The sequence below is a fragment of the Gracilibacillus ureilyticus genome (assembly GCF_900111195.1).
Classification (GTDB): Bacteria; Bacillota; Bacilli; order Bacillales; family Amphibacillaceae; genus Gracilibacillus; species Gracilibacillus ureilyticus.
The window spans coordinates 23,283-44,984 of record NZ_FOGL01000018.1 but is presented as its reverse complement, the minus strand read 5'-3'; the positions used below and the strand labels follow the sequence as shown (position 1 = coordinate 44,984).

At 39.0% G+C, this 21,702-nt stretch carries 10 protein-coding genes and 1 pseudogene; 10 read left to right on the top strand and 1 reads right to left on the bottom strand.

Annotation, left to right across the window (positions count from 1 at the left end):
• Positions 1-225: 225 nt before the first annotated feature.
• From BMW36_RS15830 to BMW36_RS15800, 7 genes are all read left to right on the top strand, one after another.
• A complete protein-coding gene (locus tag BMW36_RS15830; RefSeq protein WP_089742893.1) occupies positions 226-1,800 on the top strand; it encodes a hypothetical protein in 1,575 nt (524 codons plus the stop codon).
• Between the two features lie 597 nt (positions 1,801-2,397).
• Positions 2,398-3,162: a DeoR/GlpR family DNA-binding transcription regulator gene (locus BMW36_RS15825; protein WP_089742891.1), complete on the top strand. Its 765-nt coding sequence runs from the start codon at positions 2,398-2,400 to the stop codon at positions 3,160-3,162.
• Positions 3,163-3,444: 282 nt separating this feature from the next.
• Entirely contained in the window at positions 3,445-4,269 is an 825-nt protein-coding gene (locus BMW36_RS15820; RefSeq protein WP_089742987.1) for a carbohydrate ABC transporter permease, read from the top strand.
• A gap of 18 nt (positions 4,270-4,287) precedes the next feature.
• On the top strand, positions 4,288-5,124 hold the full coding sequence (locus BMW36_RS15815; RefSeq protein WP_089742889.1) for a carbohydrate ABC transporter permease: 837 nt from the start codon (positions 4,288-4,290) through the stop codon (positions 5,122-5,124).
• A gap of 17 nt (positions 5,125-5,141) precedes the next feature.
• Positions 5,142-6,479 (top strand): ABC transporter substrate-binding protein, encoded by a 1,338-nt coding sequence (locus BMW36_RS15810; RefSeq protein ID WP_089742887.1) that lies wholly within the window; start codon positions 5,142-5,144, stop codon positions 6,477-6,479.
• A gap of 12 nt (positions 6,480-6,491) precedes the next feature.
• Entirely contained in the window at positions 6,492-7,931 is a 1,440-nt protein-coding gene (locus tag BMW36_RS15805) for a CehA/McbA family metallohydrolase (protein ID WP_089742885.1), read from the top strand.
• Positions 7,932-7,934: 3 nt separating this feature from the next.
• On the top strand, positions 7,935-8,684 hold the full coding sequence (locus BMW36_RS15800) for an HAD family hydrolase (RefSeq protein ID WP_089742882.1): 750 nt from the start codon (positions 7,935-7,937) through the stop codon (positions 8,682-8,684).
• 1,563 nt (positions 8,685-10,247) lie between these two features.
• Here BMW36_RS15800 and BMW36_RS15795 read toward each other — a convergent pair.
• Positions 10,248-11,984 (bottom strand): carboxylesterase family protein, encoded by a 1,737-nt coding sequence (locus BMW36_RS15795; RefSeq protein ID WP_089742880.1) that lies wholly within the window; start codon positions 11,982-11,984, stop codon positions 10,248-10,250.
• Between the two features lie 410 nt (positions 11,985-12,394).
• On the opposite strand from BMW36_RS15795, the pseudogene BMW36_RS15790 reads away from it, so the two are divergent.
• From BMW36_RS15790 to BMW36_RS15780, 3 genes and pseudogenes are all read left to right on the top strand, one after another.
• A pseudogene (locus BMW36_RS15790) lies at positions 12,395-12,634 on the top strand (carbohydrate ABC transporter permease); the annotation flags it as partial.
• 56 nt (positions 12,635-12,690) lie between these two features.
• A complete protein-coding gene (locus BMW36_RS15785) occupies positions 12,691-13,836 on the top strand; it encodes a DUF2264 domain-containing protein (protein ID WP_089742878.1) in 1,146 nt (381 codons plus the stop codon).
• Between the two features lie 702 nt (positions 13,837-14,538).
• Positions 14,539-21,474: a pullulanase gene (locus tag BMW36_RS15780; RefSeq protein ID WP_245711719.1), complete on the top strand. Its 6,936-nt coding sequence runs from the start codon at positions 14,539-14,541 to the stop codon at positions 21,472-21,474.
• Positions 21,475-21,702 lie beyond the last annotated feature (228 nt).

Sequence of the window (21,702 nt, the reverse complement as noted above, 5' to 3'; positions counted from 1 at the left end):
AAGATTCGCTAAAGAATAATAAAATTCGACTTAATAAGATTGATTATATAGTAAACTAAGGAGGGGAAATAAGCGTTTCCGGCTATCTGCTGATGGATCGCCGTGTGCGATGAAAGTCGCCCGCATGGTGAAGGCTCGTTATAAAACGTAGACAAAGATAACGTATAAGACGGGAATAGTATAAATGTAATAGAACTTAATTCAATATTAATTGCAGCAGTTAAAGTGTTAAATGAAATAACAGTAGGACCGAAAGTAGGACAGGTATCAGAGGTAGATAAAGAAGATTTAGCAGCAGCTGTCGCAACTGCTCAGGAGGTTTATGATGACAGGGCAAATAAAACACAAGCTGAAATAGACAGTGCCACTGAAACCTTAACTACTGCTCTAGCATTATTTAACGGCAAAGTAATCAAGGCAGGAGATGCTACGGATTTATATGAAAAATTAAGTACAGCGACTATTCTGTTAAGTGAAGTGACTGTAGGTACAGAAGTAGGACAGGTATCAGAGGTAGATAAAGAAGATTTGGCAGCAGCTGTCACAACTGCTGAAGAGATTTATGATGACAGGATAAATAAAACGCAAGCTGAAATAGACAGTGCTGCAGAAATTCTGAATAATGCAATTACAACCTTTAATAATAACATAATAACAGCTGGAGATCCTGCAGCAATAATTCAGACAATTTCAGAAGCAGAAAATCTTTATGAGGAGGGAGAAGAAGGAACATCAGTTGGCCAGTATATAGTGGGCTCAAAAACTGTATTAAAAACAGCTATAGATACTGCACAATTAGTTTTAGATAGCGCAGCAAGTAAAACGGAGCAGCAACTATCAGATGCAGAAGCATTATTGGACCAGGCTATAACAGTTTTTGAAAACAGCAAGGTCACACCATTATCGGGACTGCAGAACGTAACAGTAAAAGATGCCGAAACTGACCTAAGTAATTCAGTGTCGCTAGAAAACGGAGAATCTCTTGTACTTATATCTTCAAGCGAAGCGATTGCTACAGCAACTGAAGATTCAACTGGAACCATAAAGATAACAGGAGTTACAGCAGGTGGACCTGTCACAATTACAGTTCAAGTAATTAAGGATGGGCAGGTAATTAGAGCGGGCTCATTTACAGTTACAACGATTGACTCTATGAGTATAACGAGTAAAGAGTTAACTGATTTCAATTTTTCAACAGTTTATGCAACTCAGGCAAAACTTGTTAGTAAACCGGTAACAGTCGGTGATTTTACTGGGAATCGAAAGGATTTCACCATTGTCATTGGAGAAGATCGTATTCCAGTATACGTTGATTGGAAACTATCGACAGACTTCACTAAAGGGGCAGCGATGGGAAGTGTGGTAGAAAGCCATATTCAACAGTACTATATTGATAAAGGTGGTTCAGATGCACTGATGAACCGTCCTATATACGCTAACGGGTCAAATGATACATTCCAGATAGGTACATATCAGTCTGGAGTTTCTTCCTCCTTTACACTAGAAGGTACTGACTGGACATACTTCTTTGAACAGTCTGTTGCACACGGAACAGATACTGATACATCTGGAAATCGTGAATTCTCTGTAAGTGATGGAACAAATAAAGCAACAATCCAGTTGACATATGATCTGGAAACAGTGGAGGGATTAGTGAGTTATATTAATAATGCTTTAGAAAATGCTGCTGTAGAAGCTAAAGCTGAGAAAATCAGTTCCACACAATTTAAGATTACTTTAACGACAGATTCCGGGGAGTTAATCATTGATGGGATAAATAAAGAAGATTTTTTCGGATAAAAAAATTAATGAGCAGTTTCCGGTTTTAAATGAAAGAAGCGTCAGTGAACTACATCGGATAACTATATCATGTTGGCATCTCGGCGTACTTCAATAGAAATTGCACCGCAATGAATCCTGCCTTGCAGTAAACCCATCTCTGCCATTCGGAGGATCACCCCTCCTATATAATGGAATTGCACTATGATGTGTAAATCTGTTGTATAGGAGGTTTTTTTCGTGGTTAAGTATCGAGAAATTGCTTGACCTCAATTCTTAAGGGGTAAGTCAAAGGGGATTAATTCTAGTTGTTCCAATTCAACAAATAAGTCGTTAAAAGAGCTTAAAGCTTAAACATATTTTGGCCATTCTAGGAGGACATAACATAAGTGATCTTCAGGAGCTCCCGATCAAGCTTCGTTTTGTTTTGTGATTGGCAATTGAAAGATATGTGAAACATGCTAAATGAAGACAAGGTCTTGACCCTGTTTGAGTTATTTAAGCTATACTATTGTATATTTTTTGTAATATTAAATATTTACATAAGTGCTTATTGGTATTTGTGATATAATAATGTGGAATTTATTGCATTTACACAATAGAACGGAGGATTCATGTATGTTGTTGAAAGATCGACAATCGAATATTTTAGCTAAGCTGGATCAATTTCATTCGATTCGAGTTGCCGATTTAGTGAAAGAATATAACGTATCTGTTGAGACAATAAGGAGAGATCTGGAGTACCTGGAATCTGTCGGCAAACTGAAAAGGGTACATGGTGGAGCGATTTTGGAAAAAGAAAACAAAGAAGAGAAATCTTTTATTGCAAGGGAAACGCTTAATGTAAAAGAGAAACAGGAACTTGCAGAGATTGCTGCACAGTTTGTACAGGAAGGTCAATCCATTGCGATGGATGTCAGTACAACAAACACGGAATTCGCTAAAGTATTAAAGAAAAAATTTAACCAGTTAACAATACTAACTAACTCCTTACCGATCGCCTATGAATTATCGACAATGCCACATTATTCGATCATTATTGTTGGAGGAATTCTGCGAAATGAAGAGCTATGTGTGGTTGGCGATATGACGGAACAATTTATCTCACAATTTCACATTGATACCCTATTTTTAAGTATGAGTGGTATCTCCTTACATTCCGGTTTAACAGACTATGGAATTCGTGAATGGAATGTGAAACGGCAACTGCTCGAAGCGTCTAATAAATGCTATGTTTTAGCTGACAGCAGTAAATTTGATGCGGTCTCGCTATTAAAAGTATGTTCTTTTAATGAAATTGATGCGATTATAACAGACAGTTCCTTGTCCACTAACATAATAGATAACTACAAACAAGCAGGCATTACGATTATAAATTCATAATTGTAGTGCTTTTTTTATGACCAATTCACGATTGTTATCTTTTATTTTATAATGTGTGGGGTTTCGTTGTGATTTTGTTGTAATTTACACAAAATTAAACATACATTAATACTTTATCCACAATTCATTAGTAAACTATTCATTGAAGGTAAAAGAACAAAAGAAAGGAGTGAATACGAAGTGGCTACAACCATTATACATAAAGAAGTGCAAAACAAACCCGCTAAATCAAAGAAAGGTTTGCAGAGCCAGCTAATTCCATGGGTATTTGCTTTGCCTGCAATGATTCCGCTGATCGTTTTCTGGATTTATCCAATGATTCGGTCATTCTGGATTAGTTTAACTGATTGGGATTATATCAGTCCAACTTACACAATAGTAGGCTTAGACAATTATGTAAGTCTATTACAAAGTGACAGCTTTTATCAAGTTCTGTGGAATACATTTTATTTTTCGGCAGGCACTGTTATCCCTACAGTTTTAGGCGGACTATTGCTAGCGATGTTACTTGTAAAACATAGTAAAGGTTTCGGTATTTTCCGAACCATTTTATTCTCCCCATGGGTAACACCTACTGTTGCTGTTTCCATTGTCTGGTCATGGATATTCGAGCCCGAAGCAGGATTAGCCAATTGGCTTCTCTCCATTTTCCAGGTGGAAGGCCTGCCATGGACAAGCAGTCAGACATGGGCAATGCCAGCAATTATTATCGTAACAGTATGGAAAGGCCTAGGCTGGTCAATGATTTTTTATTTAAATGCATTGAAAAAAATTCCTGTATCACTGTATGAGGCAGCTTCTGTTGACGGTGCTTCACACTTCAAAAAGTTTTTACACATATCGATTCCGCTTGTATCACCAACAACTTTTTTCCTAATAGTTGTCTCCACCGTAGAGGCACTGCAAGCATATGATCAAATTCAGGTTATGACACAAGGTGGACCTGCCGGAAGTACACGAACACTATTATATATGTATTATCAATTTGCATTTGAAGAGTTCAATATGGGCAAAGCAACTGCGTTAGCAACAGTATTAGTTGTAATTACTGTTATTCTTTCGCTCATCCAATTTGTGCTGGCAAAAAAATGGGTGCATTACCAATAAGAGAAGAAGGTGATAGAAATGACCATTCATCGTTTATTTTCTGTTACAACAAAATACATCCTGTTAACTGGCTTAAGCATTATGATGTTTTTTCCATTTTTATGGATGGTGATTAGCTCGATTAAAACGAAAGAAGAAATATGGCAATTCCCACCGGTTTGGTGGCCTGGTGATCCACAGTGGGGAAATTTTTCGGAAGCATGGAACATGGCACCATTTGGACAGTACATTGTAAATAGTGTTGGTACTGCCTTGGTTATTGTCGTTATTCAGCTGATTAACTCTGCAATGATCGCCTATGCTTTCACACAGTTTCGTTTTATTGGAAGGAATATTATGTTTGGATTGATTCTGGCATCCTATATGTTACCTGTTGCTGCTACATATGTTCCTAGCTATGTGATATTAGCAGATTTAAAACTGTTAGACAGTTATGAAGGGATTATTCTCTCTAATGCAGTAAGTGTTTTTGGGATATTTTTATTAAGACAAGGGTTTTTGCAAGTTCCAAAGGATGTAGTAGATGCGGCCAAAATAGATGGTGCGAATCATTGGCGTATATTATGGCGAATCTTCTTACCATTAACACTTCCATCATTTATAGCATTCGGTTTGATCAGTTTTGTTCAAAATTATAATAACTATTTATGGCCAACATTGATTATCAAGAGTGAGGATAAGATGCTGATTACTCAAGGAATTCAACAATTTTTCATTCAGGAAGGAGGGTATGGAATGCAATGGCCGTTAATTATGGCTGCAAGTACTTTTGTTATATTGCCATTGCTGGTACTCTTTCTTTTCGCTCAAAAGTGGTTTGTTTCAGGAATAAGTGATCAAGGTGTTAAAGGATAAAACAAATAGGAGGAGTTATGATGAATTTTATTAAGAAAAATGTAATAGTGGCACTTTACGGTCTGGTTGTTTTATTAATGGTTGCCGGCTGTTCTGGTAATCAGGATGAAGCAAGTGCTAGTGAGGGCGATTCAGATGGCGGTCAATCAAGTAATAGTGCTGTAGAGATAGAATTCTGGTACGGTCTTGGTGGTAATCTTGGTGATAATATGAAAAGAATTATTGATGAATTTAACCAAAGTCAAGATGAGGTGGTTGTCACCGGTATTGCACAAGCCGATTATTCGGAAACTTATCAAAAATTACAAGCTGCTATTGCAGCGCAACAAGTTCCTGCGGCTGTATTACTTGGTTCGGACACTGTGAATGCACTGGCACAAAAGCAGGCGCTTGCTCCAATGGATTCTTTTATTGCAGAGCAGGCAGATTTTGAGGAATCTGACTTTGTTGAAGCATTTTATCATCAGGGAAATGTGAATGGGACACAATTCGCCCTGCCGTTATATGGCACAACTCAAGTTTTATACTATCGGGAAGATGTCTTTAACGAGTTGGGTATTTCACCAGATGCACTAAATAATTGGGAGACATTATTAGAGGCAGCGGAAACGATTAAAGAGGAAAAAGAAATATACGGCTGGATGCCGATGTGGGGATCCGGTAATTTAATTGATGCAACTCTAAGTAGAGGCGGCACGATTTTAAATGAAGATGGAACAGAAGTAACGATTGACAGTGAAGAGTGGATCGATACATGGGAATTTTTTAGGAAAGCGATTCATGAAGATGAAGTGATGGGGCTTCAGCATGGCGGTCAAGGTTGGGAATATTGGTATAAAACGATTGATGATGTCCTGCAAAATAGAGCAGCAGGTTATACAGGTTCAAGTGGCGATCAGGGGGACTTAGATTTCACTATTGTATCAGCACATAAACAGCCAGGCTGGGAAGGAGATGATCCGGCACCAGTGGCAGATGCGCTGCAAGGTTCGATAACAGCTCTTGCCTCAGAAGAAGAGCAGCAAGCAGCATTTAAATTTTTAAGTTACTTTACAAGCCCGGAAGTTACAGCAGATTGGTCTATGAACACTGGCTATATAGCTGTGAGGAAATCTGCAAGAGATGTTGCGGAATTTCAGCAGTTTGCAGAAGAGAATCCGCAAATTTTAGTACCATTAGAACAAGCGGAAACAGCATCGACTCCATTTATTGACCCAACTGGCGGCAAAATTACTGATGCAATTAGTAAAGCAGCGGATCTTGTGGAGATAGAGAATATCCCGGCAGAAAAAGCATTGAGTGATGCAAAAGAAGAAGCACAACAAGCACTTGATGAGATTCTCACAAATAATTAAGGAGCTGGACAAATGGCTAATGATGTAAATCTGCAATATACATTTAAACTGGATGCACCCTATACAAAGCACGTTTTCTTAATCGACCAATCATATGCAAGCATTCAATTAAGCTGTGACTTTTCTGTTCATGACTGGATGATGTTGCTGATATGGGATCCAAATAACCAATTAAGGGCGCAATATTTAAAAGTGAATGAATCAGCATTTAGAATCCAGCTTTCCCAACAGCCTGACCAATGTTCCTATAGTGCTGTACCAGGTGAGATTATATCAGGTGAGTGGACGATAGAGCTGTTTTCAAATGGTGGAAACTGTAATTTTGACTTAAGGATAGAAGTAAATAATCATGATTCTCAGCTGCAACCGAAACAACACTGGATGACAAAACAGAATAAAGAACCATTTTTTCACCTGAATCAATTGAACCGGACAAAAGTATTTAATCAGGAAGCCCGTTGGTATAAAGGTGACTTCCATACACATACAACCATTTCAGATGGTAAGTTAACACCGGAGTTAGGGATGGAACAAGCCCGAAAGCAAGGACTGGATTTCTTTGTTGCAACAGACCATAATGTGATCCCGACGAATTGGGTGGATAGCGAACTTTTAGTAATACCAGGTGTTGAAATAACTTCTTCAAAAGGTCATTTTAATGCTTTAGGAGTTGACCAATGGTTAGATTGGAGACCAACATGTCAAGATGGCGGGATGGAAAGTGAAGTAGGGATGAATCGACTATTACGGGAAACAAAGGAAGCAAACGGTGTCCGTTCGATCAACCATCCGTTATTAAGACCGTGGGAATGGCAATTTAAACAGACAGATCTTAGAGAAGTGGATGTGATTGAAATATGGAATGATCCAACCTATCAGGATAATCCGCTAGCAACAGAGCATGCGCTAAAATTATGGGACGAGTTATTGCTGGATGGTCATAAAATTTACGGGATTGGCGGCTCTGATTCCCATAACTTGCCAACAGAAAGTTATCAGGAAGGTGGCCCGCCATCGTTGATTGGTGATCCGGCAACTTATATCTATGCAGAAAATTTATCCATTCTATCTGTTTTAGCAGGGCTACGTCGGGGGGAAGCCTACGTAGCAAGAGGTCCTGAACTTTTCTTTGATATACAGGATGAAAATGGTCCGGTTCGTTTAGGCAGCACTTTCACTGGTAAACTAACATACTCCTTCCATTACAAAAATGTACCAGCTGACAGCAAAGTTATCTGGATTAAAAATGGAGAACGGGTGGAGTCAACGAATCTATTAACTGAAGGTTTGACAGAAAAAATGTTTGAAATAGAGAAAGAGTATGCGTATATACGCTTAGAAGTACGTAAGGAGAACGGGGAATTAGTGGCATTTACCAACCCAATATTTCAAGGTATAAAAACACCTAGTATTCGTAATTGGGAGGAATTATTACAAAAGGCAGGTTATTAATCATTGATTGACATCAAAGCAATTTTATTCGACAAGGACGGAACATTAATGAATTTTCATAGTATTTGGAGCAAATCAATGAGTGAATTGCTCCAGATACTAAGCAATCAGTATACGGATAGTAATCGAATGTTTGAAGAATTCTCTAAGGCAATTGGTTTTGCTGACGGCCAGATTGATGCGGCAGGAATCTTAGCAGGTGGAACAACGAATGACATCACCAATGCATTAAATTTAGTAATCACACAAAATCGGCCAATAGGTTCTCCGAAAGTGGTTAATAGATGGGTATCCGACAAAATAAACCAGCTAACAAGAAAATATATACATGAAATACAGGCAACAACAGAGGATTTGCCCGAATTATTAACAAGAATTAAATCGACTGGAATAATTATTGGTATCGCAACGGCAGATGATTACAATACAACGATGACCTGTTTAGAAGCGCTTGGTATTCGAGATATGTTTGAATTTATAGTAACATCTGATCGTTATCCTGCGCAAAAACCAGACCCGGGTATTGTGCTGGATTTTTGTAAAAAATACCGGATCAAGACAAATCAGGTAGCTGTTATTGGGGATACTTTAGTAGATTTAACATTGGCCGAAAATGCAAATGCAGGCCTTTCGATTGGTGTATTATCAGGAACGAGTACTTACAAGGACTTAGTGGAAAAGGCAGATATTATTGTACCTACAATTGGTAACATTATAGATGAAAATAATCATTTTATATGGGAGAAAGCATAGGAATAGTTCACTCGATTCATAAATCAGAAGAAACAAGAGAAGAACGAAATCGCTCCACGATAGCTGTGGGGATCGAGCATTTTTATAAGAGTAAGGAAAGATCTGTATGATTATCAACAATACCGATTTGAATTATTTAATGAAACGGAAATCTACAGTGATTCTAAGTTGATATACTCGTGTTATTAACTAGATTGGTATAGCTATACGAAAAGACTTTTTCAGGGCCTGAGGCTGTCGTGGAATACCTCGGCTGTTACCCACACCGGATTGCGATATCTGATCATCTTACCCTATAAAGGGAAAAGACAAGATTCCGATTATCGTGAAAGATTATAAGTATCATAATAGAAAAAACAGTGACTATGAAGCCGGTCTGCATTACTTTATGCATTTACTTCCAAAAGGATTTGTGAAGGTTAGGCTCTACGGACTGCTTACAAACAGTAATTAAACAGGAAGTGAAAAGATTGAATTCCCATAGAAAGTGCACCGCAACTTCATTCTTCTATTGCTCCACTTGGAACTGCCCCCATAGGAAAATAGGTGGAGGAACTGTTGAATTCTACATCATAAAATGGAAGAAAGCTCTGTGTAAAGTGAAATCTTTGCAGGGCTTTTCTAATGTTTTTATTGATTTAGTACAACAAGGATGATTTGGATATAGATCAGCAAACGATACAGGTAGACTAGTCAGACATTTTTAGGTTATTTCTTTACTTTAAGAGAGTTACTAAGTTATCGATAGTGGTCACAATGAATCGGTTATACTAGAGAACGAAACGCTAGATCCGTAACCGGGAGCCGGAAGAGACTGCATTAAATCTAAATTGCAATGAATTTCTAAGAGTACTCGATTCACGATTCACCATATAGATAATTATCAGCGCTCGATTTTTTTATATGTCAATACTAGAATTAACATTAGTATTGTAATAAGCCCAAATGTTGAAGTGAATATATCTATCACTCCAAGGTTTAGCATAAATATACTTATAACTAGCACAACAACCAATTGAATAAACCATAGATAAAAGGCCATAATCACACTACCTCTCTTGGTAAAGACCATAATACATAATGAATAGCCTATGATTAAAGTTACGACTAACATTAGAATTTCCGCGTTCATATCATACACCTCCCCTTATAATCTTTCTTTATCTACGTTTACATTTGTAAAAAGATTCAAGTTTTAATTTTTTCATCTTTAAGAGATACAAGGGGCTCGTTCTCGTCCTTCATTCAGAATAGTCGGATGGGAAAGTTTATTTGAACAAAATAGCGGGCTGAATGGAGATTTAATGGGACGAGTTGAAATGGATCAGCAAGGCTATTTCTATTTGAAAATTTCACTAACTGCGAGGCGGATCCCAATGGATTTGTTGTCCAGACTTTTTTAGAGGAACGGTTAGAAAAGGGTTTATATCTTCTATAATAAACGTGTGAAGAAATCAGCCGGTATGATTCTTGCTCAATACTCAATCATACCAGCCAATTATCTGCTCAATATATAACTTTACCTTATGGGGATCCTATCAGAATTGTCCCTTTTCACCTAATTTATTCTATCCACAAACTACTATTGCCATAGTATTGATCGAGTTCCTCACTAAACCATCTTCCATTTAAAACTTCATTAATGATCTTTTCTTTTGATTCATCGGAAATGGATGTATCTGCCTCTATTTCAGCTATGACATCTTCTTTAGTGGTAGTGACTCCAGACATTTGTGCCACGGATTTTTCTTCATTTGCTGTTAATACAAGGTTAGCCGGCTGTTCTTTCGTCCATGGCTCCCATTGAGTCAATCCTTCTCCATTAGGATCGCCTTCATGGAGGAAATTAGATAAATAGGCTTTAAACTGACTGCTTAAGTCTTTCGCACCTTCTAACTGAAATGAATCTAGAATCATTGATAAATAGCTTGTATTATTACTGTCCAGTAGAGGAACAAATACGCCATGGAATGATCCGAAAGTATCCATATCTGTTGTTTCTGTTAATTCATCACCAAAAGGTATTTCAATTGTATAAATTGGCGCATCATAGTTGTCATACATGGTCAAAGCTGATTCTTGGGTATTGAATAAACGATAAAGTTCACTACCGTATTTTTTCGCAAACTCGAATTCATTCCGTTTGGTTTCGTTACTAAACAAACTGCCATCTTCAAAACTTGCCGAAAAATAAGGGTCTCCCAATGCAAAGAAAGAGAATTCACTCGTTCCAGTTAACATCATTAAAGGAACAGAATGATAGTTCGTTGTATCAAATTGCTCTTCTGGAAGAACAGTACCATCATTATACAAATGAGGAAATACGCTCATCCTGATTCCGGCATTATTCATTAGACCACTTAACCTCTCTGCAGATAAGGAATATAGATAGTCTTTTACCTCCTCCTCTTCTTTTTGCAGCCATTCGTAAGCTTCCTCTTCCGTAGCTTTTACTCCATCTTCCACAACTAGTGGAGCAATTGCTTTAGCAAAGACCTTCACGCTATCTTCCTGGTCAGCCATTGTCATTCCTCCACTAAATGCAATCGCTTTTTGAAATTTTCCATCGAAAACAGGAGAAGTTAACGCTGCCATAACATCACGCCCACCAGCAGAAAAACCTGAAATTGTTATATTATCTGGATCTCCCCCAAAGCTTTCTATATTTTCTTTCACCCAATCTAGTGACTGAGCAATATCTAACAAGGCATAGTTTCCGGAATCCTCTAGTTCATTACCTGTGCGTAAAGCGGGTAGAGGATTAAACCCTAAGGGTCCGAGACGGTAATTGATCGATATAAAAATAGCATCTAAATCATTTACAAATGCATCACCGGTAATTTCTTCTGACGTTCCTGTCTGGTTATTTCCTCCGTGAATAAACAGTAACACTGGCAGGTCTGTCTTATCAGTATTTGGACGGTAAATATCAAGATTTAAACTATCCTCACTGCCTGTAACTCCTTCAGCAGAAGCTTGTATGGCAATATCACTGGGTTCAGTTGCATTGAACGTACCTTCAAACTCCTCCGGATCTTCTGGTGCTTTCCACCTTAATTCATCTACCGGGGGTTTTGCGTAAGGGATTCCCTTCCAAACTAATGTATTCTCTTCTTCATTTTCGTAACCTTCAACATCACCATGGTTTGTCTCTTGGATGATACCTTGTTGATAGGAGTAAACAGTAGATGTAGCTTCATCCTTATCATCCGTTGAGTTAGTAGTTTCATTTGTTTGATTACAGCCTGCCAGAGTAATTGCAAGTACAACGGTTATCAAGAATCTAGTTAATAATTTCATGTTAATACCACTCCTTATGTAAAATATTTGCGGGGTGTCATCTCTCAAAATTAGTAGCATCTAATGGAATAACTATGCGGCAAAAAATCACATCTATTTGAACCCCCCTTTCTAATTTTTGCAATAAAAAAACCTAAAAAGAACGAAACACGCGGTTTCAATCTTTTTAGGTTATGCCCAAAAAAGGTAACATTCCATTAAATAATATATACTTAGTTTTCATCAGATGACAATCCTCACTGTTGTGAAGTAAACATATCACAGTAGAAGTTCGTGATAAATTTATTTAAGTTTACTAAAACAAAAAATGCATGTCAACGTTTTCAAAGGAGAGCGTTAGAAATTTTCAGACAACTATTAGTTTGCATCACAGTTTATGCTTCTCCTTTACCAGATGGGGAGCTGGAGATGCAATGATTTCCTTACAGGACAGAGAACTGTTTCCGGTACAGCTGATCCTTCGTGAAATATTAATTGCAAACGGTACGAGCGATATGACATCAGGGGTGAGTGCTGTTGATGCAATGCCGATAGGTGAGACGGTTAAATATGCTACAATTGTTGTGGCCACATAGCCAATTCTTTGCTTATACCCTTTCTTACAAAAGTACTTTGTGAAAGGTGTTATGATAGGTGGAATAAAAGGATAGATTTATTGCATGAATGAGGGCTGTGACCAAATAAAAGGAGAAGGAGAAGAATAAACATGGGGAAACAGCAAGAACGAGAATATTGGATTGAATCTATGTTAAAAATTGCAACCCCTGTTCTGACAAACTTGAGGGACAGAATATTAAGAAAAGAAATGCCAGTCGAGATGAAAGAAGGCACTAATCGTGAGCAGTTCTCCCACCTGGAGGCAATGTCTCGCTTATTAGTCGGCATGGCACCATGGCTTGAGCATATGTGTGAAAATAGTGAGGAAGAAAAGCTTCGAGCTAATTATGCGGAATTAGCAAGAGCCGCAATAGATGCAGGAACAGATCCAGAGTCACCTGATTATATGAATTTTTCTGTTGATTTTCAGCCCATTGTAGATACTGCGTTTTTGGCGCATGCATTATTAAGAGCTCCGAATGAATTGTGGGAAAAGCTTGATTCAAAGGTGAAAAGTAATGTTATCACTGCATTGAAAGCAACTAGAACCAGAAAACCATTCTATTCCAACTGGTTATTGTTTTCTGCAATTATAGAAGCATTTTTATACAAAGCAGGGGAAAAAGACTGGGATCCAATGCGAATCGACTTTGCCATAAAACAATTTGACCAATGGTATTTAGGTGATGGAGTCTATAGTGACGGAACAGAATATCACCATGATTATTACAATAGCTTTGTCATCCATCCCATGTTAGTAGACTTAGTAGAAACAGTAGGTCATGAGTACGTGGAATGGGAGGCGCGGAAATCAGACATTCTAGCACGCTCTCAGAGATATGCGGTCATTCAGGAACGAATGATATCCCCTGAGGGTACCTTTCCGCCTGTTGGCAGATCGCTTGCCTATCGTTTTGGTGTTTTTCAGACGTTAGCTCAGCATGGATTACGCAACGACTTGCCAAGAGATATTCAGCCTGCACAAGTGAGAAGTGCGTTAACCGAAGTAATAAAACGAACATTAGAAGCACCTGGAACTTTTACCGATTCTGGCTGGTTAACTATTGGATTCTGTGGCCATCAACCGGGAATCGGGGAATTCTATATATCTACAGGAAGTGCTTACTTGTGTATGGCGGCATTCCTGCCTTTAGGGTTACCTGAAACTGCCCCATTCTGGAGTGATCCGCCAATGGAGTGGACATCCAAGCGAGTATGGTCAGGTAAAGAGATTCCGATTGATAGTGCTTACTAGAAAGTGGAATACGATGACAAAATATGAAGAGTAATAGTAATAAATATTTGTACGCGTAAAAAGAATGCAACAATGAGGTAGGGATAGCTAATGAGAGGAATTCCGGATTGGTAATTTTCTAATAATTGTAAATGCAGCTACAGTGACTGGAAATAATTCCAATGATCAGGCCTAGCAGTGCCAGGAATGCAAGCATGCTAAATCCGCAAACAGGGATTAATCCTGGCATCCATCTTAATAATAGTCGTATATATAGCCTTCATAATGTATATTTTGGTAAACTCTTTTCTTAATACAAAAGTAAGGTTCATTGGTTGAAATTTCACACTCTGAAGATCCTCCCTCCAAATTCTGTATTTTTAACCGAAGGACAGAGAGTATGGAAAAGAGGCTAATACAAAAGGGACCAAGGGAACAGTCTTTTCATCTGTTTGGTCCCTTTTATGTTACATATTAGCCATGAATTTTAGGAGATAAATCAGCCTCATAATAGGGTAAAATGCGGGCAACTCTACCAAGTAACATCCACCCTCCTTCATATGGTTGCGCTTTCAGTAAAAATATTGTATATTAATTAAAGAAAACGATTGCGCTAATGTATAAATCAATCTAGCGTAATTTTTTTATAACATTTGCGCAAACGTTTTCACAATAAAAGTGCATGAATGTTGCACAATCATTTTCAAGGAGGGAGCAGGATTGATGAACAAAAAAGGAAGGAAGTCTGTCATCTGGGTGATGATAGCAACAATGGTTTTTAGTTTGTTTACAGGTATTGCCCCTATTGGGTCCGTAAAAGCAGCAGAGGAGGTAGAGGCTGACCAGATAGGAGAAAACGAGTTAAGAATTCATTATGACATTGGCAATTATGATTTATCTGATATTGGCGCATGGTTATGGGGAGATGTAGTAAACCCGTCTGATGAGGTGAGTGATTGGCCGAATGGTACCTGGTTTGAGGAGGGCGGAACAGATCCATATGGTGCCTATATCGATGTGGCGATAACAGAAAACGCCCAAAACATCGGACTGAAAATTAATAATCGTGCGGGAGATGGATTAACAGATGATATTTCGATTGACATATTGTCTGAACAAATGGATGAGGTATGGCTTACAAATGATGGAAAGGTGTATTACTATGAGCCAAAGGATTTTGAAGAAAATATCATTCGTGTCCATTTCCAAACAGATGCAGAATCCTACCAGCCATGGGGAGTTTGGTCATGGGGAGATGTAGCCGCAGAATTAACGGAATGGCCGACAGATGCGCATCCTTTTACTGATCAACAGGTTGGAGACTATGGTGCGTATGTCGACATTCCTTTAAAAGAAAATCCGGCTTCGATTGGATTTCTGCTTGTCGAAATGATAGAAAATGGACAGCAGACAAATGATTTTAGTTTTGCTGATCTGGACAATCACCGCCAGATTTTTCTGAAGGATGGGGATGAAACAGTATATACCAATCCATATTATGTATCGACAGAAGTAGAAGAAGAGCCTCCTGAAGAGCATGAGGGGGAAGCAGATATTACGGTTGACGGATCTGTGAATCGCAGTTTCACTTATAATGATCATGCTGTATTGTCTGTGAATATTACGAACAATTCCGAGCTTGGTATTCAGTCAATTTATGCTGATACGACTGCATTGGGTGGAGAGGAATTCCTGCCAATTTCACCGGATCTGAATGAAGTAACTTTATCTGTCAGTCATGATATTGAACCAGGAAGTAAGACAATTCCAGTTACTGTTGTAGATGACCAAGGTGGTACTTATTCGACAGAAGTGACTGCAACGGTGGCACCGAGGGAAGTGAGTGAAGCAACGACAGATTGGGACGAATCAATCATTTATTTTATGTTAACCGATCGTTTTTATGATGGGGATGCATCGAACAATGATCCGTATCAATTAAATTACAGCAGTTATGATAACCAGCAGGGAACGTATCAGGGTGGTGATTTTAAAGGGGTAATGGAAAAACTCGACTACCTTGATGAGCTAGGAGTAAACACAATCTGGGTTACACCAATTGTCGAAAACGTTGGTTATGATGTGAATCATAATGTTCCAGAAGGTTCGTATTTTGCTTACCATGGCTATTGGGCAGAAGATTTTGAAAAATTGAACCCGCATTTAGGTACATTAGAGGAATTTCATCAGTTAATTGATGCAGCAGCTGAACGAGATATCAAAATAATGGCAGATGTTGTTTTGAATCATGCTGGTTATGGTCTGAATCAGTCGGCAGTGAATCCGCCAGCAGGATATCCAACGGAAGAAGACCGCGATCGTTTTGCTGGAATGTTTCGCGAACAATCCGGATCTGATGATGAGACCATGTCATTGTCCGGCCTGCCGGATTTTCAAACAGAAGAAGCAGAAGTGCGTAATCAATTAGTCGAATGGCAAAAAAACTGGATTGAAAAATCGACAACAAGCAATGGAAACTCTTTAGCGTATTATCGTGTGGATACGGTAAAACATGTGGACGATACTACCTGGCAGCATTTCCGTAATGAATTAACAAAAGAAAAACCGAGCTTTCAATTAATTGGAGAAGCGTGGGGTGCTGGAAAGTCTGATGACCAAGGGTATCTAAACTCCGGAATGATGGATTCGTTATTAGACTTCGAATTTAAAGCAACTGCAGCAAGTTTTGTTAATGGAAATCTGGAAAGTGCGAATCAAGCATTGACCGATAGAAACAATACAATTGATAATACCGCATTACTTGGTCAATTTTTAGGCAGTCATGATGAAGATGGCTTTTTACACAGCCTTCAAGGTGACGAAGGTAAATTTAAACTGGCAGCTACGTTGCAATTGACAGCAAAAGGGCAGCCTGTTATCTATTATGGAGAAGAGTTAGGACAGAGCGGGGCAAATAATTGGCCGATCTATGACAATCGCTATAATTTTGCCTGGGATCAGGTTGAAAATAATGAGATGCTGACACATTATCAGAAAAACCTGGATTTCCGTAATCAATTTTCAGATATTTTAGCAAAAGGTACGCGGACAACTGTCGCAGGCTCTGATCAGGATCAATACTTGTTAGTGGAAAGAGTGTATGAAAATGATAAAGTGTATCTCGGATTAAATGTAGCAGAAACAAAACAAACGATTCGCGTGAAAGTGGATAATAAAGCAGCAGTTATGACAGACCATTATGCGAATAAAACATATCAAGCGACAGAAACCGAATCGGGCGAGTATGTAATCACCTTTGATTTACCAGCAATAACGGATGGTGGTACAGCTTTATTAACCGTTGCAGATGGCACTCTTTTATCAGGAGAGACGAGTGATGAGGAGCCAGAGCCAACAACTCCGGAAACAGGAGAAGTTCCGGCAGGGCATCTGCGTGTCCATTTTCCTGTAAACGATAACGAATTAGGATTATGGGTTTGGGGCGATGTGACAAATCCATCAGAAACAGTCGGTGCCTGGCCAAATGCTGCATTATCCTTCAAGGAAGAAAACACAACAGAGTATGGACGTTTTGTTGATATCGAATTGAACGAAAACGCCAAACAGGTAGGAATGTTGCTGAATAACACCAGTGGGGAAAATTTATCTGGTGATCTATTTGCCGATATCCTTGCACCGGAAATGAACCAGGTCTGGATTACGGAAGATTATGAGGTTTACCCTTACCGCCCTTTAAGTGAAGAGGATGGAAAAATAAGAGTGAATTTCTATCAGGAAGAGGAGTCCTATAATAATTACGGGTTATGGACATGGGGAGACGTGAGCCAGCCGACAGAAAACTGGCCAGACGGCGCTCATTTTTTAGCAGACGATCGACTTGGCTTGAAAGGATCGTATGTTGATCTTCCACTAGCTGACAATCCAGGCCAAATTAACTTCTTATTTTTGAACAAAGAAACCGATTGGCAGACAGGAGATTTATCTTTTTCCGACTTCGGCAAACATACACAGATTTTCGTTCGAAAAGGGGATGACACGGTTTATACGAATCCGTATTTTGTAAAAGAAGAAGGTCTGGTAAATGGGGAAATACTCTCAGATAAAAAGATTGAACTAAGTTACACGTCTGTCGCAGGACTGGCGGCGGAAGAGCTGCCTGAAGCGATCACAGTGACAGATAAAGAAGGTAATGACGTGGCGATTCAATCTGTTACCATTTCTGAAGTGGACCAGACAGTCTTGTTGCATGGAACATTTGCTGTAGACAAAGCACCCTTTACTATTACACATGATGGCAGAAAGGCTACTGCTTCTGCAGGCTGGAGATTAAAGGATGAAATGTACGGTTATGATGGCAAATTAGGTTTGGAAGTACATGATGCTTCAAACGCTACTTTGCGAATATGGTCACCAAGTGCGGACAATGTGTCGGTAGTACTGTATGACAAAGATGATCCTGACAAGATTGTTAAAGAAAATATTTCTATGACAAAAGGTGAAAAAGGAGTATGGCAAGCCGAATTAAACCAGGCTACGACTGGAATTGATCATCTATTAGGTTACTATTATCATTTTGCGATTGAACGTGAAGGGGAGACTGTACTAGCGTTGGACCCATATGCAAAATCAATGGCAGAATGGACGAATGCTGGTAATAAGGTTGGGAAAGCGGCTATTGTCGATCCAAGCCAAATTGGGCCGGAGCTCGATTTTGCAAAAATAGATCATTTTGAAAAGCGCGAAGATGCGATTATTTATGAGGTACATGTCCGTGATTTCACTTCTGATCCATCGATTGACGAAGAACTGGAAGCACAGTTTGGCACATTTGCCTCTTTTGTTGAAAAGCTTGATTATATAGAAGATTTAGGTGTGACACATATTCAGCTGCTTCCTGTTATGAGCTATTATTTTGCAGACGAAATGAGCAATGGGGAACGAATGCTGGAATACTCTTCGGCCGATAATAATTATAACTGGGGCTATGATCCGCAAAGCTATTTTTCACTGACAGGAATGTATTCGGAAGATCCAACAGACCCCGCCAAGCGAATAGAAGAGTTTAAAAACTTAATTCAGGAGATTCACCGTCGTGACATGGGAGTGATTTTAGACGTCGTTTACAACCACACAGCACAGACACACATTTTTGAAGACTTAGAACCAAATTACTATCATTTTATGAATGCTGATGGTACACCAAGAGAAAGCTTTGGTGGAGGGCGATTAGGCACAACCCATAAAATGGCCCGACGTATTTTAGTAGATTCTGTTAAATATTGGGTGGATGAATTCAAGGTCGATGGTTTCCGTTTTGATATGATGGGGGACCATGATGCGGAAAGTATTCAAATCGCCTATGATGAAGCAAAGCAATTGAATCCTAATATTGTGATGATAGGAGAAGGCTGGCGGACTTTTGCTGGTGATGAGAATTATCCGGATGTCCAGCCGGCGGACCAGGACTGGATGCAGGATACAGATAGTGTTGCTTCTTTTTCCGATGAATTCCGTAATGAATTAAAGTCCGGTTTTGGCAGTGAAGGACAACCGCGTTTTATTACAGGTGGGGCAAGGGATATTCAAACGATTTTTAACAACATAACTGCAAATCCAGGTAACTTTACATCAGATGATCCGGGAGATGTTGTCACATATATTGCCGCACATGATAACTTAACTTTGCACGATGTGATCGCTCAATCGATTAAAAAAGATCCAGTGGAACATAAAGAAGAAATTCATCAACGGATTCGATTAGGTAATTTGATGGTCTTAACATCACAAGGTACATCCTTTATTCATGCAGGTCAGGAATACGGGCGTACGAAGCAGTTCCGTCATGAGGATTATAAGGGAGAAGTAGCAGAACCGCCAAATAAATCTACCTTGTTAACAGATGAAAATGGTGATCCTTTCGAGTATCCATATTTTATTCATGATTCCTATGATTCTACCGATGCTGTCAATATGTTTGACTGGGAAAAAGCAACCAATGAAGCAGCTTATCCGGTCGAAACTACAACAAGAGCTTATACAAAAGGATTGATAGAGTTAAGGCGCTCAACAGATGCTTTCCATCTTGCAACAAAACAAGATATCGAAGAAAAAGTGAAATTATTAGATATTCCAGAGATCAAAAAGGAAGACCTCGTTGTTGCTTATCAGACAGAGGATTCTCAGGCTAAAGAAAAGTATTATGTGTTTATCAATGCCGATAATCAAACAAGGACCCTTTCATTAAAAGATGATCTTACAAACGGAGAAGTGGTCGTAGCAGGAGACAAAGCAGGCACGAAGGAAATTGCGGATCCGCAGGGGGTTAAGCTGACGAAAGAATCAATTGAAATAGCACCATTGTCTTCTGTTGTTATTCGGTTAAGTGATGAAAAAGATGAGGATGATATGGATACAGATAAGCCTGGTGACAGCGGGTCGGATTCCTCCTCAGACGACTCATCGGATTCTTCAGATTCTGATTCGGGTATGAAAGAAGAGGATACGCCTTCTCCTAATGAAGGAGATGGAATTATTGTGGTGGACAGTGATGCAATAGAAGTTAGCGAAGAAACAGATGAGAATGGGAAAGAAGTTTTGCGAGTAACGTTACAATCTAAAATAATTTTGGAGCAAATTAAAAAGAGCTCTCAACTCGAGCGGTTAGAAATTAAGCTTGATGCAGATTTTCGACGATTAGTAACCGTTTCTATTGTGGGAAAGATAATTGAAGCAATGAAACAAAAAAATGAAAATGCTACTGTATACATTGAAAGTAATCTGGCAAGCTATCAACTTCCTGTTAAGGAATTAGGCGAGTTAGAGGAAAATGCAGAAGTGGAAGTGTTAATGGAAATTTTGCCGGATGAAGAGGTGGCAGAACTTTTTACAGATGATGTGCGAGGACCGGTAGTCCGTTATGAGGTTAATATTATAAATGGTGAGAACGTTCAGTCATTATCGACTTTTGATCAATACGTAGAACGCTCCGTGAAGCTTGAGGAGCAGTCAGATCCAGACAAGTCAACAGCTGTGTTAATAAAAGATCAAGACGAAATAAGCTTTGTTCCATCGATTTTCACGGACAATTCAGTAGTTATTAAGCGACGTTCTAATTCCCTGTATACCGTGATGGAAAATGAAGCGGAATTACGTGATATAGCAAACCACTGGGCAACAGACCACATTCAGACATTAGCCAACAAGTGGATTGTTAGTGGGTATGCGGATCAAACCTATAAGCCAAACAAAAAAATAAGTCGCGCTGAGTTTGCCAGATTAATAGCAGTCAGTCTGGCATTAGAAACAGAAAATACCGCTGCTCCTGCGTTTACTGATGTGGCCGGGGATGAATGGTTTGCAGGCAGTGTGCAGGCATTGGTAGAAGCGGACCTGCTTTCAGGCTATACCGATGGAAGTTTTCATCCAAATCAATCGATTACCCGTGCGGAAATAGCGAGTATATTAAGCCGTGTCGCAGAATTTATTGGTGCGGATCTGAAAAGAAACGATCATTCTCTTGCTGATTTAAGCGATGTGGATCAAATTCCGGAATGGGCAGCAGAGGAGATTGAAACCGTATTACAGTTAGAAATTATGCAAGGATATAATAGCGCATTTACACCAAATGATGATGCAACAAGAGCAGAAATGGCAGTGGCATTATATAACTTGTTAGAACGAGTGGAGTTTATTAACTAAAGTATATGAAGGCGTAGGGGCAGGGCATTGGACCTGTCCCTAAGTTCTGTAGTGAAATTTCCCTAAAATTTTCACTGCTATATATTATAGAAAGATAGAAGTATCCATGAATGAAAATCTTGAAATGAATATCATTGGGAAGAATCGAGCGGGAGACGGCATTCACTCCAATTAGCAAAAAGAGGAGCAGAAGTTGCAAGAAGAGAGCGAAAGTTGCAAGAAGAGAGC